At 47.2% G+C, this 25,350-nt stretch carries 10 protein-coding genes, 1 pseudogene and 1 CRISPR repeat array (1 of these 12 only partly in view); all 11 genes and pseudogenes read right to left on the bottom strand.

The window, feature by feature from the left end:
• Positions 1 to 68: 68 nt before the first annotated feature.
• Positions 69 to 863: pseudogene (locus tag QT990_RS06080) on the bottom strand (filamentous hemagglutinin N-terminal domain-containing protein); the annotation flags it as partial.
• Positions 864 to 927: 64 nt separating this feature from the next.
• Positions 928 to 3,819 carry a two-partner secretion domain-containing protein gene (locus QT990_RS06075; RefSeq protein ID WP_333147761.1) on the bottom strand — a complete coding sequence of 964 codons (2,892 nt, stop codon included), beginning with the start codon at positions 3,817 to 3,819 and terminating at the stop codon, positions 928 to 930.
• A 65-nt stretch (positions 3,820 to 3,884) separates the two neighbouring features.
• On the bottom strand, positions 3,885 to 6,815 hold the full coding sequence (locus QT990_RS06070) for a two-partner secretion domain-containing protein (RefSeq protein WP_333465033.1): 2,931 nt from the start codon (positions 6,813 to 6,815) through the stop codon (positions 3,885 to 3,887).
• Positions 6,816 to 6,880: 65 nt separating this feature from the next.
• Entirely contained in the window at positions 6,881 to 9,994 is a 3,114-nt protein-coding gene (locus QT990_RS06065; protein ID WP_333465032.1) for an S-layer family protein, read from the bottom strand.
• Positions 9,995 to 10,653: 659 nt separating this feature from the next.
• Positions 10,654 to 13,590, bottom strand: coding sequence for a two-partner secretion domain-containing protein (locus QT990_RS06060; RefSeq protein ID WP_333465031.1), 2,937 nt, complete (start codon positions 13,588 to 13,590; stop codon positions 10,654 to 10,656).
• 106 nt (positions 13,591 to 13,696) lie between these two features.
• Positions 13,697 to 14,314: a Uma2 family endonuclease gene (locus QT990_RS06055; RefSeq protein WP_333465030.1), complete on the bottom strand. Its 618-nt coding sequence runs from the start codon at positions 14,312 to 14,314 to the stop codon at positions 13,697 to 13,699.
• A 538-nt stretch (positions 14,315 to 14,852) separates the two neighbouring features.
• Positions 14,853 to 17,036, bottom strand: a complete 2,184-nt coding sequence (locus QT990_RS06050) for a ShlB/FhaC/HecB family hemolysin secretion/activation protein (protein WP_333465029.1) — start codon at positions 17,034 to 17,036, stop codon at positions 14,853 to 14,855.
• Between the two features lie 319 nt (positions 17,037 to 17,355).
• Positions 17,356 to 17,523 (bottom strand): hypothetical protein, encoded by a 168-nt coding sequence (locus tag QT990_RS06045; RefSeq protein WP_333140101.1) that lies wholly within the window; start codon positions 17,521 to 17,523, stop codon positions 17,356 to 17,358.
• Positions 17,524 to 17,767: 244 nt separating this feature from the next.
• Positions 17,768 to 18,775 (bottom strand): protochlorophyllide reductase, encoded by a 1,008-nt coding sequence (locus tag QT990_RS06040; RefSeq protein ID WP_333099251.1) that lies wholly within the window; start codon positions 18,773 to 18,775, stop codon positions 17,768 to 17,770.
• Positions 18,776 to 19,429: 654 nt separating this feature from the next.
• Positions 19,430 to 20,548 (bottom strand): alkene reductase, encoded by a 1,119-nt coding sequence (locus QT990_RS06035; protein WP_333140104.1) that lies wholly within the window; start codon positions 20,546 to 20,548, stop codon positions 19,430 to 19,432.
• Positions 20,549 to 20,672: 124 nt separating this feature from the next.
• Complete coding sequence (locus tag QT990_RS06030; protein ID WP_445300748.1) at positions 20,673 to 20,825, bottom strand: transposase; 153 nt, start codon at positions 20,823 to 20,825, stop codon at positions 20,673 to 20,675.
• 77 nt (positions 20,826 to 20,902) lie between these two features.
• Positions 20,903 to 25,350: a CRISPR direct-repeat array (repeat unit 37 nt; unit sequence GTTTCAATCCCTGGTAGGGTTTTAGGTTGTTTTCGGC); it runs 7,969 nt beyond the window's last position.

The raw sequence follows: 25,350 nt of genomic DNA, 5'->3' as shown, positions 1-25,350 counted from the left end.
TTTTTAGCTGGCATTTTTGTAGAGATTGACTAAACTCCTTTTTTATTATACCCTATTTAAAGGTACAACAGCTTACCAAAGTTGGAAATATTGTCATAGTTTAAACTTAATCCAAATGGCGTTGCCCCCAATCCAACCATCCCCGGACTAGCGACGCTACCCAGCAAAACTTGTCCGGTAGATGCAGTGAGTGTTCCCTGATTTAATTCAATATCTCCGCCCACTATGGCGATAGTTTGTCCTGGCCCAACTGCTAAGCCAATGTTATTAAAAATCGGCGGGAACCCTGGAGGTAACTCTGGTAAACTCAAGGCTGGTGCTGCTGAAGAGTTAATGATTTTTCCCGGATTTTCTCGGAAGTTTAAACCGATAGGTATGTTGACATTTAACAGCGGGATTGATTGGGGATTGCTGCTGCTGAATTGATAGCCATTATCGAAAACTACGCTATCTGCTGAACTTGCTAAAAATGAACCGCGTAAATCTAACCTCGCATTGGGGCCGAAGACGATTCCTTTGGGATTGAGTAAAAATAAGTTGGCATTTCCTTGAACTCCCAACACACCTAAAATATTAGAAGGATTACCACCCGTAACGCGGGTAAAAATATTCGCAATCCCGTTAGGATTGGCAAAATATGCGCCTCGTCCTTCACCAACGTTAAATTGTTGTAAACTGTGAAATAAATTGGCTCCGCGAGTTGCACCGCCAGTGATTCTATCTGAGGGTAAGTTGTTGATAGTATCGGGAACAGTTCGCGAACTTTCCGGCCCCAGGGTATTATCGGGGATGATTTGGGCGATCGCCGGCAAAGGACACAGCAGTAAAAATGCAAAAAATAGGGCGGAAGATTGGCGGAGCATCTGTTAAGTCCGGTTAATTTACTTTTAGGAAAATAGCGATGAGTTAGCTAAAACCTGAACCTTACTATTGAGGTACGCAAACACCGGTTGATTTCGGATTGCGAATAGATGCACCATTACTTAAATTATAGGCTACCAGCCTTACTTGTCCTTGCTCATCTATTACCCAACCTTGAGCGGGAATAATTTCTTTTTGCTGAATTTCTAGGGATGTTCTTTCGCCTTCTACTTGCTGAGTTCCACCTACCGCTGGCTCCACCCACGGAAACGGTTCTCCTGCGCTGCTGAGGGCATCATTAGGACTGGATGGCACTCCTCCTTTCCCAGTGACGGTAAATGCGCTCTCGGCCCCTCGGATGCAGGGATTTGCCACAATTAACGCAGCCGGATTGACCACATTTTGTGGCAGTTCCACTAAACCTTGAGCGGGATTCACTCCAACAGCACTAAATGTTACCGCCCCTTGCAAAGCCGCGCCGCCACTTTGGGAAATCGCGGCGATGTCGCTGCTAGGAATTAGAGAAGTAGGATTTACTTGTAAGGCCGCAAATTCAGCATCAGTCAGTCCTAAACTACTCCTGGCTTGTTCGCGGTTAAGGCTTGTAAAGCCAAAAATATTTGGTACATTGACCGTAACTTGACCACCTCTAGCTGTGCGAGCGTTAGCTGTAATATCGCTATTTTCTCTTGGTATAGCTACCAAAATATCGCTATTAATTTTGATATTTCCACCGTCAGAAATACCTGCATCCGTTGTAATTCTGCTACCGCGCCGCAACTGGACATCTTGCGCCCTGATATTAATATTTCCCCCCCCGCCAGAGTCAGTTGTACCGTCAATACTAGCTTTATTATCCAAGGCCATTGAGTTAGCTATAACATTAATATTTCCAGCCCTTCCCGTTCCCAAAGCCTGAACATTCACCGTTGCCCCATCCCGGACAATCAATTGATTAACATTCAAATTTAACGAACCGGCATTCGCCGTAGCATTAGGATTGACAAAGATAGATGTACTGCCAGCCGAAGCTTCAATTCTACTCCTGAAGCGACCGTTATTCCCAAGTCCTTGTACTTCTAAGCGTTCGGCATCAATTGTAATATTTCCCGCATCTGCTGCACCCAAAGAAGCAGCCGTAATTATTCCCCCATCCCGCAAAGTCAGTTTTGGTGTCGAGAGGTGGATATCTCCACCTGGAGCAGAGCTAAAAGTTTGAGTGGAAAAACCACTAGGTGCGAAACCCGCAGTGCCCAAAACTCCAGAAACGCCAATCGCTTCTATTGACTCTGAAGCTCTCACGGTTAAATTTCCTCCTGGGCCTCCACTCGTAGAACGCACGGATTCGCCAATATTTGCACCCGTGGATAAAGCAATTCCGGCTCCATTAGAAACAGTCAATCGTTTAGTTTCAATCGTAATATCTCCGGCTTTCCCATTACCATTGGCAGTGGTGGTGCCAATTATAGTTTGCGTTGTAGTTCCAGGGATTCCTCCCGACAATTCTACAGATTCATTCGTTTTAATGACGATATTCCCTGATGCTCTATTACTACGGCTGAGGCTGAGGAGATAGCTACCATCGCGCATGATTAACCGCTGTGCTTCAAGATTGATGTTTCCGCCTTGACCGGTACTTACCTTTGTTGTTTCGTTGTTTAACAAGGAACTGACAAACTCCACCGTGTTGGCGCGGATATTCAGATTTCCGCCATTTCCTGCACCCAGGGTGGCGGTACCGCCAACCACTCCATCGCGCAGCAGTAGCCGTCCAGTATGAATGTTAATGTCTCCGGCGGCTCCCCTGCCAACAGTACCAGAGTTCATAACAATTTGCGGGTCAAAAGGGTTGACTGTTCCTGAAGTCAAATATTGGTTGTAAAGCTTCTGATAGCCCTGAATTCCCAGCCCACTCATTTGTAATGAGTCAGTAGCGTGGAGGTTGATATCGCTCCCCTTGCCATCTCCCACTGTCGGGGTAAAAATTTGTGACCCTCTATCTACTCCCAAATTTTGAGCATTGATGTCAATGCCTCTACCATCAATATTTCCCAGTGTTAGGCTATAAATTCCCGAACTACTAACGGTGACATTGCCACCTCTGATGTCAATTTTTCCACCTCCTAATCCGCTGGTATTTATCAATGCACCGTTGATTTCGATATTGCCAAAGTTCTGAATATTTCCGTAGTTTAAATTCAAACCTAAAGCTGTTGGTTCAAATTGTACTAAACCTGGACTTTTCACACTTCCCAGAAGGATTTGTCCGGTATAAGCTGTTAAATTTCCTCCTTGGAGTTGAATGTCTCCGCCAATTAATGCTAAAGTTTGACCGGGGTCTACTGCTAAACCAAGTTTGTTAGAAACAGGAATTTCTACGGGCAATGGCGGTAAGGCTGGTGTTGAACCAATTGCTTGGGAAGAGTTAACAATTGCACCCGCATTTTCTCTAAATCTCAAACCCACAGGAATATTAATCGCTAACAATGGCACTCCATTAGAATTAGCTGCACTAAATTCAAACCCATTATCAAAGAGAACCCCACTACCAGTTGAACCAATAAATGAACCTCGTAAATCTAACCGAGCATTGGGGCCAAAGACAATCCCTTTTGGGCTAATTAAAAACAAGTTACTATTTCCTAAAACTCCCAGAGTTCCTAAAATATTAGAAGGGTTGCCACCAGTGACGCGGGTAAAGATATTCGCAATCCCGTTAGGATTGGCAAAATATGCTCCCCGCCCTTCACGGATGTTGAATTCGCCGAAACTGTGAAATAGGTTAACGCCGCGAGTTGCACCGCCTTCTATTCTGTCCGATGGTAGGTTATTAATCGTGTCGGGAACTGTCCGCGAACTTTCTGCACCCAAGGTGCTGTCTGGGATGATTTGGGCGACGGCGGAAAAAGGACACAGCAGTAAAAATGCCAAAAATAGGGCCCAAGATTGGTGCTGCATTTTTTAAGTCCGGTTAATTTAATATTAAAAAAATAGCGAGGGATTAGCTAAAACCTAAAGAGTATCTATTGAGGTACGCACACACCCGTTGGTTTGGGACTGCGAATAGAGGTACCACCACCAGAATTATAGGCTACCAGCCTTACTTGTCCTTGCTCATCTATTACCCAACCTTGAGCGGGAATAATTCCTGTTGGCGAAGACTCAGGAAGAAACGCATTGCCAATACCACCCGACGGCAATCTATCAGTTAAATCCGGCAGCGTTTCCGCTGTTGAACTTCTGCCGGCTCCCGATTCGACCCAGTTTAACTGACTAGAATCGCTGCTGAGGACATCATTAGGGTTTACAGGTACTCCTCCTTTACCAGTAATTGTAAACTCGCTTTCTGCCCTTTGTGTGCAGGGATTAGGGGCAATTAAAGTCGTTGAATTGACAACATTTTGCGGCAATTCTACCAATCCTTGAGCCGGATTAACTCCCGAATTGCTAAACGTTACCGCCCCTTGCAAAGCCGGACCAGCTTGTTGGGAAATGGCTGCAATGTCGCTAGTGGGAATTAAAGAAGTAGGATTAACTTGTAAGCTAAAAAATTCAGCGTCCGTGAGTCCTAAACTACTTATAGCTCGATCGCGATTCACGGCTGTAAAACCAAATATATTCGGTACATTAACCGCCACTTGCCCTCCCCTAGCTGTTCGAGCATTAGCGGTAATATCGCTATTTTCATTGGGTAAAGTCACCAAAATATCGCTTTTAATGTTGATATTTCCACCATCAGAACTACCCGCATCGGTGGTAATTCTGCTGGCGCGCCGCAACTTAATGTCTCGCCCTTGGATGTTTATATTTGCCCCTGTGCCAGATACTGTTGTACCATCAATGCTGGCTTTGTTATCTAGATCGATTGAGTTGGCAACAACATTAATATTACCAGCACGACCACTTCCGAAACTCCGTACACCAACCGTTGACCCATTGCGAAGAATCAACTGATCAGTATTCAGATTCACTGAACCCGCATTCGCCGTAGCCTTAGAATTAGTGAAACTAGGAGTAAAACCAACAGAAGCCAGAATTTGGCTGTTAAATAGACTGGAATTATTACCCAGAACTTCTATACGCGCTGCATCAATCGTAATATTTCCCGCATCTCCCGTGCCTAAAGATGACGTAGAAATAGATCCCCCTTTCCCCAGAGTCAGCACCCGCGTAGAAATGTGGATATCTCCTCCCCGACTAAAGGAAGCTGTTTCAGCGTTGAGGAAGCTACCAATTTGATATCCAACCGCCGAAACTCCAGAAATGCCTGCTATTTCTATCGAATCCGTAGCTCTAATTGTGATATTACCTCCTGGCCCCCCATTCGCTCCGAACAATGGGTTGGCAACAATTGCACCCGTACCCGCGCTAATTCCACCGCCATCAGAAATAATCAACCGTTTCGTGTCGATATTAATGTCCCCAGCTTTCCCCTGCTGACCAATTGTAGTTGTACCAATGAAAGTTGGCTGGATACTTCCATTAGGTGTACGTAAGATTTCTACTGATTCAGATGCTTGAATGTTGATATTTCCTGATGCTTTATCATTACGGGTCTGACTGATTAAAGCAGAGCCATCCCGCACGATTAACTTTTCTCCCTCAAAGGTTATATTTCCTCCACTGCCTGTACTCCCTTTAATTGGCCCGCTGTTGATTGCAGAACCAACCAGATCAAAAACTCTGGCACGGATAGTCATATTTCCGCCATTAGCAGAACCCAAGGTAGAACTACTTATGACACTCCCATTTTCTATCAGTAGCCGCCCGGTATCAATTGTGATGTCTCCTGCTGCTCCATTACCACCAGTGCCACTACTTAGAATAATTTGCAGATCGAAGGGGTTTACCGAACCAACTCTTGCAAACTGAAGAACAAACCTGTTAAAGCTATCAAATCCAATCCCACTGAGTTCTACTGAGTCAGTAGCGCTGATGTTTACAGCGCCTCCCGTACCTGTTCCCAATGTCTGAGTAAAAATTTGCGCCCCCCCCTGTACTCGCAAGTTTTGGGAATTGATGTCAATGCCTCTACCATCAATATTTCCCAGTGTTAGGCCAAAAATTCGCCCACCGTTGACGGCGACATTTCCACCTCTGATGTCAATTTTTCCACCTCCTAATCCGGTGGTATTTATCAAGGCACCGTTGATTTCAATATTGCCGAAGTTCTGAATATTTCCGTAGTTTAAATTCACACCTAAAGCTGTTGGTTCAAATTGTACTAAACCTGGACTTTTCACACTTCCCAGTAATATTTGTCCGGTATAAGCTGTTAAATTACCACCTTGGAGTTGAATGTCACCGCCAATTAATGCTAAAGTTTTACCGGGGTCTACTGCTAAACCAAGTTTGTTAGAAACAGGAATTTCTACGGGCAATGACGGTAAGGTTGGTGTGGGGCCGATTGCTTGCGAAGAGTTAATAATTGTGCCGGGATTTTCTCTAAATCTCAAACCCACAGGAATATTAATCGCTAACAATGGCACTGCATTAGAATTAGCTGCACTAAATTCAAAGCCATTATCAAAGAGAATTCCGCTACCAGTAGAACCGATAAATGAGCCGCGCAAATCTAACCGAGCATTGGGGCCAAAGACAATCCCTTTAGGGTTAATTAAAAACAGGTTACTGTTTCCCAAAACTCCCAGAGTTCCTAAAATATTAGAAGGGTTGCCACCCGTAACGCGGGTAAAAATATTCGCAATCCCGTTAGGATTGGCAAAATATGCTCCCCGCCCTTCAGGGATGTTGAATTCACGCAAGCTGTGAAAGAGGTTAACGCCGCGAGTTGCACCGCCTTCTATTCTGTCCGATGGTAAGTTATTAATCGTGTCGGGAACTGTGCGCGAACTTTCTGCACCCAAGCTATTATCAGGGATAACTTGAGCGACGGCGGAAAAAGGACACAGCAGAAAAAATGCAAAAAATAGGGCGGAAGATTGGCGGAGCATCTTTTAAGTCCGGTTAATTTAGTATGAGGAAAATAGCAAGGGGTTAGCTAAAAGCTGAAGATTACCTATTGAGGTACGCAAACACCCGTCGGTTTCGGACTGCGAATAGAGGTACCACCACCAGAATTATAGGCTACCAGCCTTACTTGTCCTCGATCGTCCATTACCCAACCTTGAGCGGGAATAATTTCTGTTGGCCGAATTTCTAGGGATGCTCTTTGACCTTCTACTTGCTGACTTCCACCTACCGCTGGTTCCACCCACGGAAACGGTTCTCCTGCGCTGCTGAGAACTTCATTAGGACTCGGTGGCAATCCCCCCCGCCCCGTCACAGTAAACTCGTTCTCGGCCCCTTCGATGCAGGGATTTGCAGCAATTAACGCAGCCGGATTGACCACATTTTGCGGCAGTTCCACTAAACCTTGAACGGGATTCACTCCAACAGCACTAAATGTTACCGCCCCTTGCAAAGCCGCGCCGCCACTTTGGGAAATCGCGGCGATGTCGCTGCTAGGAATTAGAGAAGTAGGACTTACTTGCAACACTGCAAATTCGCCGTCACTGAGCCCCAACCTGCTTCTGACTTGTTCGCGACTTGTTGCTGTAAAACCAAACACATTGGGGACATTGATATTCACGCGGCCGCCGCCTGCTGTGCGGGCGTTGGCTGTAATGTCGCTGTTTTCTTGCGGGAGGGCGACAAGAATGTCGCTGTTGATGTTGATATTGCCGCCGTCAGAAGTGCCTGCATCGGTGGTAATTCGGCTGTTGTGGCGCAATTGGATGTCTCGCGCTTGCAGGTTAATATTTGCTCCTGTACCGGATACAGTCGTACCGTCAATCATCGCTTTGTTATCAAGAGCGATCGAATTTGCGACAACATTGATATTACCAGCGCGTCCGGTTCCGGTAGCCTGCACCGTCACTGTAGCTCCATCTCTGACAATTAGTCGATCGGCATTCAGATTCAACGAACCCGCATTTGCCGTAGCATTGGGATTAGTACCGAATGTCTTGCCCACCGAAGCATCAATTGTACTGACAAACAGACCATTATTTCCGCTGCCACTGACTGAAATGCGATCGGCATTAACAGTAATATTCCCCACATCTCCAGATCCCAAAGAACTCGTAGAAACTATCCCTCCATCCCGCACGGTTAGGCTTGGCGTATCAATACGAATATCCCCACCCCGACTCGAACTCAAAGTTCCAGAAGTCAGCGCGCTAGCATTCTGAATTCCGCTGGTCAAAAGTTGAGAAATACCAGAAATTTCTACTGATTCACTAGCCCTAACTGTTAAATTTCCCGCCGGCCCCCCCTCCTGAGAAAACAAAAACCTGCCAACTAAAACACCCGTTCCTAAAGTAAAAGCAGAACCTCCAGAAAGAGTCAACCGCTTCGTATCAACGTTAATATTCCCCGCCCTTCCGTTAGAACCGATACTCAGCGTGCTGATTCCAGTTGACACAACAGTTTTCGGGCCGGTGTTAGACAATTCTACCGATTCAGCAGCTTTAATGTTGATATTCCCCGACGGGCCGCTGCTGTAACTTGTAGTACCCAGAAGAGAACCGTCGCGCATAATTAATCGATTGACATCAACACTAATACTTCCTCCCGCACCGGTACTTTCTTTCGCTGTCCCGTTGTTAATTCCCGAACCCACCATCTCAAAAGTATTGGCGCGAATGATTAAGTTTCCGCCATTTCCACCGCCAAAAGTTATCCCGCTACCTACTACCCCATTTTTGAGCAGCAGGCGGTTGGTGTCGATCGTAATATCGCCCCCCGAACCAGCGCCAGCACTAGCATTCAACAGCACAAATAGCGGGTCAAACGGGTCTGTAGTTCCCGATACCAGATACTTAATTGCAACCTGTTGATAGCCCTCAACTCCCAGCCCGCTCATTTCTACTGAATCAGCAGCCCGGAAGTTAATATGGCCTCCTGCACCATCTCCTAGAGTCAGGGTAGAAAATTGCGTTCCGTTTTGCACCCGCAAATTTTGGGCGCTGATATCGATACCTCTACCGTCAATATTTCCCAGTGTCAGCGCATAAATTCGCGCACCGCTGAGGGCGACATTTCCACCTTTTAACTCTACTCTGCCGCCCCCTATTCCGCTGGTGTTAATAAGTGTTCCATCAGATATGTGAATATTGCCGAAGTTCTGAATATTGTCATAATTAACAGTTAAATTCCCCTGCTGAGTAACAGGAGAAGTCAGTGCAAAATTAACTACACCGGGACTAGCGACGCTACCGAGTAAAATTTGTCCGCCGCTGGCCGTTAAATTGCCGCCTTGGAGTTGGATGTCGCCGCCAATCAGTGCTAAAGTTTGACCGGGTTCTACTGCTAAACCAACTCGATCGCTAATTGGGATTGCCACAGCAGAGGCTGGCAGGTTTACCTTTCCTATAGCCGTCGATTGGTTGACAATTGCACCGGGATTGTCTCTAAATCTTAAGCCAACGGGAATATTAACGGTTAACAGCGGGGATGTTTGCGGGTTGGTGCTGCTGAATTCAAACCCGTTATTAAACACAATGCTGTCAGCCGTTGAACCGATAAACGAACCGCGCAAATCTAACCGCGCATTCGGCCCGAATATAATTCCTTTTGGATTAATTAAAAATAAGTTGCCGTTGCCTAAAACTCCCAGAGTTCCTAAAATATTTGAAGAGTTTGGGCCCGTAACGCGGGTGAATATGTTGGTAATTCCGCTGGGATTGTCAAAATAAGCTCCCCGCCCTTCACGGATGTTAAATTCGCGCAAGCTGTGAAAGAGGTTAACGCCGCGAGTTGCGCCTCCAGTGATTCTATCGGAGGGTAAGTTGTTGATTGTATCGGGAACTGTGCGCGAACTTTCCGGGCCCAAAGTGCCGTCTGGGGTGATTTGGGCGATCGCACTTCCGGGAAAAAGGCACAAATAACAACTCAAAAGTAAAAGGTAAGTCCATCCTGAAATATAGCGGTTTTCAGTTGAGGTAAGTAGAGATATCTGGTAGGAACACGGCCGGGCTAAGGCGTGAATACTTAAGACCAAAATCCCTAATAAATGTCGCTTGTAGTCGAGTCTATTTTCTCCTAATTCATGGGGAATTAGGGGCAGGCCGGTTTCATTCTTGGTAGGGGCCGTGCCCCCGTGCCGGCCCTTTTGGCCTGAAACCCCCATTCGATGGTTGGTGGCGGGGGTAGGCACGGGGGCACTACCCCTACAAAAACCTCGTTTTTGGTGAGAATGAAACAGCCCTGGAATTAGGGGGGCGTTAAGAAGATTTATTGTCTCCCCTATATTAAAGGATCGACACTTATATAAAAACAAGAGATACGGTAGGTTGGGTCTTAAATTTTCACATCTTGGCACAGTCTTGTCGCTACTGTATTTCAGATAGTTGAAAACTGCTGTATAGTATTGGTCTCGGTCTTTTAGTCCGTTAAATTTGGGTAATTGCCAGAAGTAGAGATATGGGAAAACCATAATTAACCTTTTGTTAGCTGACCACAGCGAGAAATTTTAAAGAATTGGCTATTTTCTGGTCATCGGCATTGGTGACAACTTAAGCCTCTAGCCCAAGCGTATTGTTTTATGAACGGGCTCTCCGGCCCGTTCCACAAGAAAAAATCTACTCTTTGTGGAACAGGCATCTTGCCTGTTCTTGAGAATGGTGCAATATCTCAGTTGTAACTGACATCTTGCAGCAATATCAATAAGAGGATTTTTCGTGGGGTCGGGCGGGTTTATAGAACCTATTTGCAAGCTTTAAGGCTGTTGGCGAACCCGCCCCTACGGCTAATTGAGAATGGTGCAAGATGTGAGTTGTAATCAATGGGTCATCGGGGCGGACAAACCGATACAGAATGCCTCGTGCGATCGTCCAATTGACCCGCAACTTGATTCGCCACAAGCATAACTTCTCCTTGAGCATTCATCACCCAACCGCGAGCCGGAACAACTTCCCCATCCTGGATTGGCCCCAATTCCGTCTTCGCTCGATCGGTTACATCCCGTACATTGCCCGTTGTCGAACTTCCTGCCTCTTCCACCCACGGAAACGGCGATGGAGCGCTGCTGAGGGAATCATTAGGACTCGGTGGCACTCCTCCTTTCCCAGTGACAGTAAATGCGCTCTCGACCCCTTGCGTGCAGGGATTTGCCGCAATTAAAGCAGTCGGATCGACAACATTTTGCGGCAGTTCCACTAAACCTTGAGCGGGATTGACGCCAGAAGCACTAAATGTAACAGTACCTTGCAAAGCCGGGCCGCTACTTTGGGAAATGGCGGCGATGTCGCTGGTGGAAAGCTCAGATGTAGGAGTTACTTGCAAAGCTGCAAATTGAGCGTCGCTCAGCCCCAACCGGTCTCTCACCTGTTCGCGGCCCGCTGCTGCAAAGCCCAAGATATTCGGGACATTGACATTAACGCGACCGCCTGCTGCACTGCGAGCGTTGGCGGTGATGTCGCTATTGTTTTGCCCCACTAGGATATCGCTGTTGAGGGTGATGTTGCCGCCGTCGGCAGCACCCGCATCGGTGGTAACTCGGCTGTTGTGGCGCAATTGGATGTCTCGCGATCGCAAGTTAATATTAGCCCCGATACCCGATACAGTCGTGCCGTCAATACTGCCTTTGTTGTTGAGGGCGATCGAATCTGCGACAACATTGATGCTGCCAGCCGCCCCCGTTCCATAACTTTGGACGCTAACCGTCGCCCCGTCTCGGACACTCAACCTGCCCGTTGCAATGCTCAAGCTTCCCGCGGCACCAGATGGAGGTTGCAGCCCCAACAAAGTCTGGTACAGCAAATCTCCCGAAGCTGTGCCAATGGTGCTGGGAAAGATCCCGTCTCTGGTAGTTCCGGCTATTTCCATCGATTCCGAAGCAGTGACAGTCACATTTCCCCCTTGTCCCGTACCCAGAGTTGAGGCTCCGATGGCTGCTCCGTCTCGGACAATCAACCGTCTGGCGTTCACCGTGACATCACCCCCTTTGCCGCCCCCAGCCGTTCCCGCAGCGATTATACTTCGGGAAGGGCGAGCGCCCGGTGCGGTGCCGAGCACTTCCACCGAGTCTGAGGCGTTGATGGTGATGTTTCCGCCAGGCCCGCCCACAGGAATCAACCTTTCTCCTGTGCTCAGCCCGCTCGCAGAAGAGATGCTAGCCCCTGCTTCTACGCGCAGGGAGCGGCTGTTAATTTCAATATTTCCTGCCCTTCCCGTGCCGCCAATACTGTTAGCGACTAGAGCCGTACTCAAAGGGCTATCCGATCGCTCTCTCGCTACTATTACCGAGTCAGAAGCTCTCACGCTCAGATTTCCGCTGTTCCCGGCACCAAAAGTCGAGGGGGAGACGATGGCTCCGTCGGTGACACTCAGTTGACCGGTTTCGATAGCGATACTGCCTGCATTTCCGCTGTTAAAAGTTGTGGTCAACAGCCCGGAGGCATTTATTTCTACCGATTCAGAGGCTCTAATTGTCACACCAGAGCCGTCTCCCGTACCGAGTGTAGGGTTGAGTATTACCGATCCGTCTCGGAGAGTTAATCGTTTTGTGTCGAGCGCGATCTCCCCGGATCTGCCGGCACCGAGAGTTCCGGTAATGATGCTGCTTTCGCGCTCGGTGATATCTCCCGGCTCTTGTGCTGCAGCACGATCGAGAAGCCGTCGCCGAAAGTTCTCAAATCCTATTCCCTTAAGTTCTATATTTTCGGCGGTGCGGATTTCGATCGGGCCTCCGGCTCCGCTTCCGGTAGTGGTGGAGCCGACAAAGGCTCGATCTAAAAGGCTAAATCGTGCTGCTTCGATATTGATGCCGCGGCCGTCAATATTTCCCAAGGTATCGGATACTAGGCTCGATCGATCGCGCAAAATCACATTTCCTCCCCGAAGTGCGATCGCGCCCCCACCGGGCCCGCTCGCCGTCACCGCCGATAAACCTGATAATTCAATGTTGCCAAAATTGGCAACATTTGTATAATCTAAACCTAATCCTATGGGCGTGATGTTGAAGCTTACCAAACCCGGACTTGCCACACTTCCTAATTGAATATTGCCACTAAAAGCGCTGGCAAAACCATTGTTAAAGATTAAATCTCCTCCTACCAGTGCTAAGGTTTGACCGGGAGGAACTGCCAAACCGACTGGAATTGTTGTGTCTTGAATAACTTGGGTGACACTGGAAGTGTTGACAATTGCGCCGGGATTCTCTCGAAATCTCAAACCCACCGGAATATTAACCGTCAATAGCGGCGCTGCTTGGGGATTGGCGCTGCTAAATTCAAAGCCGTTATTAAATACAATGCTGTCGGCAGTTCCAGCCAGAAAAGAGCCGCGCACATCTAACCGAGCGTTCGGCCCGAATACAATTCCTTTCGGGTTAATTAAGAATAAATTGCCGTTCCCCAACACTCCCAGAGTCCCTAAAATATTTGAGGAGTTGGGGCCCGTAACGCGGGTAAAAATATTAGAAATTCCGCTGGGATTTTCAAAATAAGCTCCCCGCCCTTCACCAACGTTGAATTCCCGCAAGCTGTGAAATAAATTAACGCCGCGTGTTGCTCCGCCAGTGATTCTATCTGAGGGTAGGTTATTGATAGTATCGGGAACTGTGCGGGAACTTTCCGGGCCCAGGGTATTATCGGGAATGATTTGGGCGATCGCGGAAGTGGGAAATAGCGACAGGAAGGCAAACAGTAGGGAGTAACTTACGGCCCGGCTAGATGCCCAACCCATATTCCCCACAATAAAATCTACTCTTTGTGGAACAGGCATCTTGCCTGTTCTTGAGAAGGGTGCAAATAGTAACGAGTAATGCAAGGGAGACATAAAAACACTCTTTCCAGGATAAAGTTTATCGGTGTAATCTCATCTCGTTGCTCTAAAGGTTTTGAATTTGGCTGCTGAGTACAAGTTGCTCAACCGTGATTTCTAGTTCGGGAAAAGTTTTAGAGATAATGCGCTCATTACCTCTAAAACTTTGAACTAAATAACTGCCATTTTCCAAAGAGTAAACGAAAACTGTGGGAATTTTGGGATTGCCTAGATAAGCCCTAGAAGCAATGGCTAAATAGTCCACAATCCAATACTCACAAATGCCGAGCCTTTGATACTCATCTAGCTTATCTACATAGTCGTCTTCCCAGTTAGTTGAGGCAACTTCTACTGCTAATTGGATAGGTTCGGTAAGGGCTCCGTAGCCACGTACATTACTGTTCCATACTGATGCCTTAACCACGCCGACATCAGGATTTCTGCCTTGTTCTTGTCCTGAAGCTGTTATTGTTCTCAAAACTATATCTTTGTCAACTATATAGTCAAGCCCCAAGCGTTCGCTTTCTCTGTCGAAAGACTTAACAAGAAATCGTGCCACATTTTTATGAGCCCTGGTTGCTTCCACTTTGACAATCTCTCCATTTACAAGTTCGTAGATGCCCGATCCGTCTGGGTACTTTTCGAGAAACTCTGCAAATGTTAGTTTAGTTTTTGTCTGAACCATAAAACCAGCCCTCTTGTGTTAACTAAGTTATACAATTGAGACTTGAGATTTGAGATTTGAGAGTTGAGATTTTATATCATTTCCGGTAACACCGGAATGATGTTGAGTGTTGACTGTTGACGGTTAACTGTTGACGCCGTGAACAGTGAACTGGAATTTACTATTCCGATGAAGTGCGGATTTGATATTATATCTAATCCGCACTTTATCGGAATTATTCATCTCTCTTCCCTTCCTCTGCGTTCTCTGCGTTCTCTGCGGTTAAATCATTCCAAGCTAACCGGAATTAATATTAGATTGAAGTAGAGCATGGAATTAGCTGATAGCAATTTAATGTGAAGTTGCACATATCTCGATCCCCCTAAATCCCCCTTAAGAAGGGGGACTTTGAGAAGAATCTTGTCCCCCCCTTATTAAGGGGGGCTAGGGGGGATCGGATTCTATGCAACCTCATAAAAAATTGGTATGAACTATATTTAATCGTTCTAGCGGTGGAATTCCGCTAGGATACAGGGGTTTCAACCCCAGCCAGAACTAGCTAGAAAGCAAAGTAATTAATCCGAAAGTAGATGCCTTTTTCCTGCAAAGTTCGATCGCCCGATCGAGCATTTATCAAAGGAATACCATAGTCGAGACGCACATTCAACCGATCGCCCATCTGCCAAATAAGCCCCAAACCTGCACCCAGCAGTTTATCCGAGTCAGGATTCGGCTTTTCTCCTGAATGGTTCCATCCTAACCCAAAATCGATAAACGGAGCCACTTGCAACAATCCTTCGACTTCCGGGACACGCCAAACCGGAATTCGCACTTCTGCAGACGCGATCGCACCGCTATCAGTTAACAGCAAATCTTGGCGGTATCCGCGCACACTTTGAACGCCACCGATCCCAATTTGTTCGAGGGAAAGCAGGGGGCGATCGGCTAATTGAATGTCAGAACGCACAATCAGCAAGGTTTCTGGCGCTAGCAGCCGCACGTACTGGGCTTGGCCGCGCCACGCCAGAAAACTGCTGTCGGGCCCGCTATCGTTCGCAGTAGCGCCGAACAGATTAGTGCCGAGGGAGAATTGCGATCGCGCCGCGAACACTTGGTTGGAAGTCCGCTGCACGTATTCTTGAAAAAACCGCACAGCCGAAACCCGCGTTTCGCCGCGCTCATTTGCTCCCGCCGAAAGCGCAAATCGTTCCCCTGACAGGAATGTATCGCTTTCTTGCCGCGAAAAACTCAGTCCCAAGGCCAAAGTGCGATCGGGCTTTTCGACAATCGGCTGGCGGTAAGTCAATTCGTAGGTGCGCGATTTCCCCTCAATTTCAGCAGCATCAAACGGTTCCTCGATGATATTGGTGCTAGCAGCACTCGCAGCGAACCCAATCGTGCCGTTGCGCGCATTGACGGGGACTGTGTAGCTGCCGTTAAATTCGTTGCTGCCGTCGGTGTTAGCATAAGATACCTCTAATCCGTCGCCCAAACCGAGCAAATTTGCTTGATTTATGCGAACACCGCGCCGAAAACTGCCGACGCTGGGCGATCGATTGTTGTCTGCGAACACTTCAGCGCTAAAGCTGTCTGCTTCTTTTACCCGCACTTCTAAGCGGCTGTTTTCCGGGCGGCTTCCGGCTTGCAATTCGGCGGAAATATTGCCAATTAAGGGGTCGAGTTGCAGCAGTTGCAAGGCTTCCAGCAAGCGAGATCGGTTGAGGGGCCGTCTGGTAGCGCGTTCTAGGCGCGATCGCACGTAATTTGAATTTAAGCGCCTGTTTCCAGTAATCACAATTTCATCTAATCCGCCTTCTACAATCCGCATTTTCACCACACCTCCTTCTCTCGGAAAGGTTTGGTTGGCGATGATTACAGCGCCGGAATTGATGTATCCGGCGGCTACATATTTTTGAGTGACGGCTGCTTCGGCTGCGATCAGTTCGGCAAAGGTGATTTCGCGGCCGGCAAACTGTTGCGTAACTTCTGCGAGTTCGCGATCGCTAAAGGCTGTGTTGCCCTCAAATTCAAAGCGATCGACCCTAATTGTACCTATAATCCCCGGTCTATCATCGCCGGGAACAGGTGTTAGCGGGGCTGGTGGGAGGGGAGACGGCGCAGGGGGTTGCGGCGGCTCAGGAGCTGGTAATTCTGGTTCTCGCGGCAGAATTGGGTTGGGCAGTTGGCTGAGTTGCGAGGCTCGATCGATACCCAATTCAATTTTTTTTCTGTCAATATTTTCTTCTAGCTTTTGATATGAGTTAAAAATCTCGGTTTCTGGAGTTTTTGCGCTGAATTTGCGATCCTCTCCGAGGGCTTCGCTAACGGCCTGAGATGTTGCACCCTTGTCAATAAGCCTGTTACCGGCGGGCTCTATGCCCACCCCACAATCAAACTCACTCGTTGTGGAACAGGCATCTTGCCTGTTCTTGAGAATGGTGTAAGATGTCACATCGACTGAATTTGCCGAGGAAGGGGGTAAGTCGGGAGTTTCCGCCGCCACCGAGTGTTCTGATTCAGCGGGTAACTGGGTTTCCTCATCTTTTACGGGCAAGTCTTCGCGTTTGTCAAGATTAGTATCGGGAAGGAAAGCTCGATCGCCTCTGCTGCTAACTGCGGCCAAATCCTCAACATTTGAGGTCAAAATTTCAACTGTGCTAGCGGATGTTTTCGCTGGTTTTGCCAACACAACTAACCCCAAAATACCAGCGAATAAAAATAGTTTTTGCGAGCGACAAGCCATATAATCTAATTATCTCGAATAATTGGGTGAAAATATTTTCCGCAATAGAGCACCCTCAAGTAAAAATCAATCTTAACAGCAAAAAAAAGAAACAGCCGTCGCAGCCAACAGTTTCGGCGACGGCTACAAACCAAAAGGTCGATCGACGGCTGTTCATTTCCCAACACTTACGCATCAACCAGGTTCTTATCCGAAAAAATATCGTGTAAGTCGATCGTAAACCGTAAAAAAAACCAAATTTTTTGGTTGCAAAACCTACGCTTTCATGGTAAGGCAGCGACCAGAACAGTCCTGGACACCAGGGTAAACCAGAAACGCGCTACAACTGAGATATTGCACCATTCTCAATAATCTTTTTATGAACAGGCAAGATGCCTGTTCCACAAGAAGAAAATTCATCTCTTGTGGAACGGGCATCTTGCCCGTTCTTGAGAATGGTGCAATGAGCTCGGACACCATCCTCAATAATCTTTTTATGAACAGGCAAGATGCCTGTTCCACAAGAAGAAAAGTCATCTCTTGTGGAACGGGCATCTTGCCCGTTCTTGAGAATGGTGGAAGATGTGAGTTACAACGCGCATAGCCACTAAAAAAGCCGGTTTCTTTGATTGTGGTGCATCATCCCAAATCCGACTGTAATACCCCCTTTATTATGGAGTCCGCGTCTACCCACATCCTGTGCGTAGACGCCGTTTCAACCGCCAAGCCTGATAAAGGGGGTTGGTAATGAATTATGCAGACCGGCCCGCACCAGCCGCAGCACCCATTTGAGCGCCGTCAGTCAATCCCACCAACTTAGCGCTCAACTCCCACATCCGCTCGCCTTTTTCATCATCGCGGGCCTGGGGAGAAACCTTTTGCACAAAAGACTTACCATCTTTTTTCTGGCGATTTCCCCAACTCCAATAAGCCCCAGATTGCTTGTATTCTGGATCGGCAACCACCATCGCCAGCCTTTCCCCCGCCAACTCCTGCGACACGTAACCCCCGGTGATATTCTTCTGAAACAGCGGGAACAGCTTCTGAAACAAAGGATAGTGGTTGCGGAAAAGCGGCGTATCCGCGACGCATCCCGGATACAGCGAAGTGAAAGTAATCCCCGTGGATTCGTGAAAGCGGCGGTGCAATTCCCGCATCGTCAGCACATTGCAAACTTTGCTATCTTTGTAAGCCTTGACCGGTTCAAACTTCTTGCCATCAACCATCGAAATCGGGTCTTTGAAACCCGCTTCAAAACCCTCAAACTTGCCCAAATCCGGGCGCGGCGGAATCTTCCCGCCCAACTCGTCTGGATTGTGAGTCACGGTTCCCAAAATCACGATTCTGGCATCGGAATAATAGGAAGGCTTCATATTTTCCATCATCAGGTTGCACAGCAGGAAATGACCCAGGTGATTGGTAGTCATCGTCAACTCGTAACCCTCCGGGCTCCGCAGCGGTTCCTTAATCAAAGGCATATAAATGGCGGCGTTGCACACCAAAGCGTCCAGAGGCCGGCCGCTGGCTTTAAATGCGCGAGCAAACCGGCGCACGCTCTCCAAATCGCCCAAGTCAATCTCCATGATGGAGAAACTGCCTTCAGGTATGCCCAACTCTCGCGCGGCGTCTCCGGCTTTCCGCACGTCCCGACAGGCCATGACTACGTGCCATCCCTTGTCTGCGAGAGCTTTCGCGCCGTACAAACCGACGCCGGAGGAAGCGCCGGTAATGATAACCGTTGATTTGTGATTTTGTGCCATCTTGTTAAAAGCGCTTCCGCTATGGATTTTTTTCAGGCACTCAAACGCTGAGCTAGCAGCTTGGATGTTTTGAAGTACCCTATGGTTATTAGGATATGGGGAAACGTTCTCGATCTCAACTGGGAGCCTCTCACTTTTGCAGCCAAGCTAGAAATTGGAGGCAGGAGAGGGGAGGCAGGGGGCAGGAGGCAGGGGACGGGAGGCAGGAGCCATAAGAAGTGTTTTTACAAATAATAAATACTCGTTTTCAACGGGGGATGAAAATTAAATATGAGTCCAACTCCGACTCTTATTTGGAGAAATTAACCATACATCTTTTATATCATGTCCAATCGATTGACCGCGATTAAAGACCGGGGCGGGTTTACAGATTTTCCCGTTTGTATTCAATATCTTGGTGAACCCGCCCATACAGGAATCATGGTTAATTGACCGGACATGATATTAGGGGCGGGTTGACCATTCTCTATGATGCACTTACTCGGTATTTATTGATAAACCCGCCCCTAAAAACTCAACTAAGAAATAGCTGCTGGTTCCTGATATAGCAATCCTAAATGATTCAGATACATTTGTAGGGGTAGTGCTACCCCTACTCCCCGTGCCTACCCCCTATCTATCGGGCAACCGGGCGTGGGATTGCCCCTACAATAATTATGCAAATGATTTAGGATTGCTATAGGTAGGAAAATCGATATAACCTTCAGGCCCAAAAGAATACCAGACGCCGACTTCAGCAGGCGGATTGAGCGGCCAACCATTAGTAAAACGCTCTACCAAGTCAGGATTGCTGATAAAATCCCGACCAAAAGCTATTAAATCGGCAAGTTTGCTGCTCAGGGCCGTTTCAGCCTGTTCTTGAGTATATCCGCAGTTGCCGACGAGCGGCCCTGCAAACACATCGCGAAACTCTCCTATCATCATCGGCGTTCCCAATTCGTGAAAGCCAAATGCCAGACCGTCTACCAAGTGCAGGTAAGCTAAATCATAGGCATTTAACTGCTTCGCGAAATACAGAAAATCTTCGCGGTAACTGGGAGAACCCATGTCATTGTAAACACCGTTGGGAGAAAGTCTAACTCCCACTCTGTTTGCCGGATATACTGTGATTATTGCCTCGACAATTTCCTTAAGAAAACGGTAGCGATTTTCAACTGTGCCGCCATAGGAATCAGTGCGGTGATTGGTTTTGGTTTGCAGGAATGTGTCAATGAGATAGCCGTTTGCCGCGTGAATTTCTACACCGTCAAAACCTGCCATTTTTGCTCGTTCTGCCGCCTTGCGATAATCTTCTACAACCAGGGAGATTTCATCGGTTTCTAGAGCGCGGGGAGTTTCGTAGGGTTGTTTGCCTAGAGGGGTATGAATTCCTTCTCCGTTTATTTTGATGGCAGAGGCTGCAACTGGCAATTGATTGTTTTGATGAAAACTACTGTGGGAAGCTCGTCCGCAGTGCCAAAGCTGCATGAAAATCGGCGTTTCGTGGGCATGAACCGCAGTCACAATTTGTTTCCAAGCTTCGCCTTGCTCGTCTGAATAAATACCGGGGGTATTGAGCCAACCATTAGCTTGAGTAGAAACCACTGTGGCTTCTGTAATGATTAAACCAGCGGAGGCTCGCTGAGTGTAATACTCTGCCATCAAGGCGTTGGGCATCCGCGCTTCACCGGCTCTGGCTCTGGTCATGGGTGCCATGAGTACCCGGTTTTTTAAGGATAAATCTCCGATTTTGAAGGGACTGAGTAGGAGTGGAGAAGTTGTTTGAGTGGTCATAATTTTGAGGTTTTGTCAACTGAAGAATCTGGGAAATTACATTTAGCAACGGCCGGTGTTAGGACGCAAGGCGCAAGACATCCAAGGGTCGCCAAAATGTAAGCAATCAAACTCATCAAGCTGTTTACGATTTTGACTTTTTAGCCAAGACTCTTCTTTGTTCAATTTTGTTAAACTCTGGAGAGTATGGGGGTAAATATAATAGTCTACACCCTGCTGTTTGAATCAATTCCTGAATCGGAGCACTTTTATCAAATGTGAGATTATCGATGAGCACCACCTGTACTGTGACAAGTGTTGGAAGTAAACTTGTTTAAGGCCTAGGAGATGAGTAAGGAGATGGATAGCTGCGAGGTTTCAATCCCTGGTAGGGTTTTAGGTTGTTTTCGGCGATGTGGATTTTGTAGCATGGCCAGCGATGTGCCGTTTCAATCCCTGGTAGGGTTTTAGGTTGTTTTCGGCTGGGCGCTATGCCTGGAAGCTTGAGAATGTACGGGCGATCGGTTTCAATCCCTGGTAGGGTTTTAGGTTGTTTTCGGCTCGAAATACTTTCACCGATTGAGTGCGATCGCCTGATGTTTCAATCCCTGGTAGGGTTTTAGGTTGTTTTCGGCTTAGAAGCTTTGCTCGAAAATGCGATTGCAGAGTTTCAATCCCTGGTAGGGTTTTAGGTTGTTTTCGGCGCTCTTTGGCCACCGGAGCTTTCGCTGCAACAACCTTAAAAGTTTCAATCCCTGGTAGGGTTTTAGGTTGTTTTCGGCCTACCAACAGGGGTAGATACCAGTAGGGTTATCGTTTCAATCCCTGGTAGGGTTTTAGGTTGTTTTCGGCACGTACAGAGCCTCTAGCATTCCATCAACCTCTATTTGGTCTGTTTCAATCCCTGGTAGGGTTTTAGGTTGTTTTCGGCGTATTGATAGTAGAACTAATTGTTGCCGAAGTTGTCGTTTCAATCCCTGGTAGGGTTTTAGGTTGTTTTCGGCGAGGTGACATTTCCGCAGGATTAAATGATTCAGGTTTCAATCCCTGGTAGGGTTTTAGGTTGTTTTCGGCATTAATTAAGTTGATTGATGGTTTGCAAAAAGAGGTTTCAATCCCTGGTAGGGTTTTAGGTTGTTTTCGGCTGCTAAATTCTTTGGGGACTTAGGGAAAAGTAGCCGTTTCAATCCCTGGTAGGGTTTTAGGTTGTTTTCGGCCAGCCAACTTTTCGGCGAGCCGATCGGCGATCGCCCAAGTTTCAATCCCTGGTAGGGTTTTAGGTTGTTTTCGGCAAGCATTATCAGATGTGGCGGCAGGCGTACCGAAAGTTTCAATCCCTGGTAGGGTTTTAGGTTGTTTTCGGCCGAGTGTAAGCGTCGTTGGCTACCGATTCAGATCGGTTTCAATCCCTGGTAGGGTTTTAGGTTGTTTTCGGCCAAAAATCTTCAAATTCACCTTTGCGCCCAGGACAATCGTTTCAATCCCTGGTAGGGTTTTAGGTTGTTTTCGGCTTAGCCGGACGCGGTGCAGCTTTTCGATCGCCAATTCAGTTTCAATCCCTGGTAGGGTTTTAGGTTGTTTTCGGCAAATTAGTTATCCCGAACCATGAAAACTGAATGCGTTTCAATCCCTGGTAGGGTTTTAGGTTGTTTTCGGCCGAAAAATTCAGCTAAAGCAGCATTAACCCCAGCGCTAGTTTCAATCCCTGGTAGGGTTTTAGGTTGTTTTCGGCCTAAACTTGCAGGAGGACTGAGGCTTTTAATTTCGTTTCAATCCCTGGTAGGGTTTTAGGTTGTTTTCGGCTGATTAGCACTGCTTATGGCATGGGGAATGTTCCGGTTTCAATCCCTGGTAGGGTTTTAGGTTGTTTTCGGCTCAATGCTGTCTACAGTGCTGTCTACAATGTCTACAGGTTTCAATCCCTGGTAGGGTTTTAGGTTGTTTTCGGCGAGCTGCTCAGTAATTCCATAAAGCCATTCAGCAGTTTCAATCCCTGGTAGGGTTTTAGGTTGTTTTCGGCAGCCTTAGAATTTCTCAGAGCGCGGATAACGGTTTCGTTTCAATCCCTGGTAGGGTTTTAGGTTGTTTTCGGCGAATGAGCGGCTTGAGTTCTCCTGGTATTGCAAAAAGTTTCAATCCCTGGTAGGGTTTTAGGTTGTTTTCGGCCTCAATCCCCTTGCCGTCTTGCACTTGTAGCCAGTGTTTCAATCCCTGGTAGGGTTTTAGGTTGTTTTCGGCCCTATTTATTCACAGGTTCCAGACTACTTAGAGAAGTTTCAATCCCTGGTAGGGTTTTAGGTTGTTTTCGGCTCTTTTGGTAACGGCTTCTTGAGTAAATCTTTAATAGGTTTCAATCCCTGGTAGGGTTTTAGGTTGTTTTCGGCAAAAAAGCGCTAACGATCAGTTAAAAATAGTTCAAGTTTCAATCCCTGGTAGGGTTTTAGGTTGTTTTCGGCACAGGGGTTATAGATAATCAACAGGCTGCTATCAAGTTTCAATCCCTGGTAGGGTTTTAGGTTGTTTTCGGCGCAAATTTGGCTCGATCCATGCTCAGGCTCGGTAACGGTTTCAATCCCTGGTAGGGTTTTAGGTTGTTTTCGGCCTTCCCCCGTCTCCCACCGTAGAAAAGCCAATTAGTTTCAATCCCTGGTAGGGTTTTAGGTTGTTTTCGGCAAAGTTGATGCGGCCGCGCCAGTAGCAGAGGGCTGTTTCAATCCCTGGTAGGGTTTTAGGTTGTTTTCGGCTGTTGAGGGATGCCCGCCGATTCAGTAAAGGTGTTGTTTCAATCCCTGGTAGGGTTTTAGGTTGTTTTCGGCATAAACGCCCTTGACTGTTCCTGTCGTATATCTTTTGTTTCAATCCCTGGTAGGGTTTTAGGTTGTTTTCGGCTGTAACCCGTAGCATCATCCCGATTTGCTTCGGGAAGTTTCAATCCCTGGTAGGGTTTTAGGTTGTTTTCGGCTTCTTTAAATCTCTGCTTCCCCCCAAAGTGAAACGTTTCAATCCCTGGTAGGGTTTTAGGTTGTTTTCGGCTAAATCTTTTCATAAAGCAATTATAGAAGTGAGAATAAAGTTTCAATCCCTGGTAGGGTTTTAGGTTGTTTTCGGCTCTTTTCATAAAGCAATTATAGAAGTGAGAATAAAGTTTCAATCCCTGGTAGGGTTTTAGGTTGTTTTCGGCAGATTGTCGTACAGCACTAATTTGTCCAGCCCTTTGGTTTCAATCCCTGGTAGGGTTTTAGGTTGTTTTCGGCAACACCAATTGTCACATTCTTAAAGAAACTTGATTTAGGGTTTCAATCCCTGGTAGGGTTTTAGGTTGTTTTCGGCGATTTTAGGGACTCCCACTTTTGCCTAAGCTTCTCGACCGCGTTTCAATCCCTGGTAGGGTTTTAGGTTGTTTTCGGCCGTACTTGGATTGCTTCTTTTTATTAATAGCAGCGGTTTCAATCCCTGGTAGGGTTTTAGGTTGTTTTCGGCCGTTTCGTATTCTTGATTTAAGATAACTTACATAGTTTCAATCCCTGGTAGGGTTTTAGGTTGTTTTCGGCTCTATTTGATAGAGTCTGGTTTCTCGTCTGCTGTCTGGGTTTCAATCCCTGGTAGGGTTTTAGGTTGTTTTCGGCTTTACGTTTTGGCTGTTCTGGTTCCTGAGATAATAGTTTCAATCCCTGGTAGGGTTTTAGGTTGTTTTCGGCACGGGATGAGATAGAACGAGATGCGCTGCGGGGGATTGTGTTTCAATCCCTGGTAGGGTTTTAGGTTGTTTTCGGCTGCTGAACTTCGCAAATTAGTGGATAAAGTGGCCGGTTTCAATCCCTGGTAGGGTTTTAGGTTGTTTTCGGCCTTCGCCTGCAAAGTGTAGCGCTGTGGCAAAAGCTCCGTTTCAATCCCTGGTAGGGTTTTAGGTTGTTTTCGGCGGATTTTTACAGCTATTGCTTACATGGCTTTGTCGAGTTTCAATCCCTGGTAGGGTTTTAGGTTGTTTTCGGCATTGTGATTGTCCGTAGCGTCGCATCGCGGCCCGGTTTCAATCCCTGGTAGGGTTTTAGGTTGTTTTCGGCTTTTCTGATATCATAGTGAGAACGATTCTTATTTTCTAAGGTTTCAATCCCTGGTAGGGTTTTAGGTTGTTTTCGGCAATCACATGGACAACCGACCCCTGACACCACGCGGTTTCAATCCCTGGTAGGGTTTTAGGTTGTTTTCGGCGCTAGAAATTTAATACTTCAGCGGCCGTATTTATATCAGGGTCGTTTCAATCCCTGGTAGGGTTTTAGGTTGTTTTCGGCCAAGCGATCGCTCCTTCTACTGTTAACACTCCTGTTCGTTTCAATCCCTGGTAGGGTTTTAGGTTGTTTTCGGCTTAACTATCGTTCCCGCTGGCAGCCCTGTACCGGTGTTTCAATCCCTGGTAGGGTTTTAGGTTGTTTTCGGCGGATTGCCGGTGCCGGTTGAATCGGTCAAGAAGAAGTTTCAATCCCTGGTAGGGTTTTAGGTTGTTTTCGGCTTATCTCTTTAAGCGATGGAACCGTTAATTGGAGTTTCAATCCCTGGTAGGGTTTTAGGTTGTTTTCGGCGTAAAAGGTCACGGTAACGCCGTATTGTTCGGCCTCGTTTCAATCCCTGGTAGGGTTTTAGGTTGTTTTCGGCATGATAAAAATCGGTGACAACCTTAGCTAAATCTTGTGGTTTCAATCCCTGGTAGGGTTTTAGGTTGTTTTCGGCGGAAAGGCGGCAGCCGGTTTACGCGCTCCTCAGAAAGTTTCAATCCCTGGTAGGGTTTTAGGTTGTTTTCGGCGAAATGATGGTGATTTTTCTAA

The sequence above is a fragment of the Microcoleus sp. T3_B1 genome (genome assembly GCF_036700445.1).
Lineage (GTDB): Bacteria > Cyanobacteriota > Cyanobacteriia > Cyanobacteriales > Microcoleaceae > Microcoleus.
The sequence above is the reverse complement of the archived record's forward strand: the minus strand, read 5'-3'. Positions and strand labels throughout refer to the sequence as shown.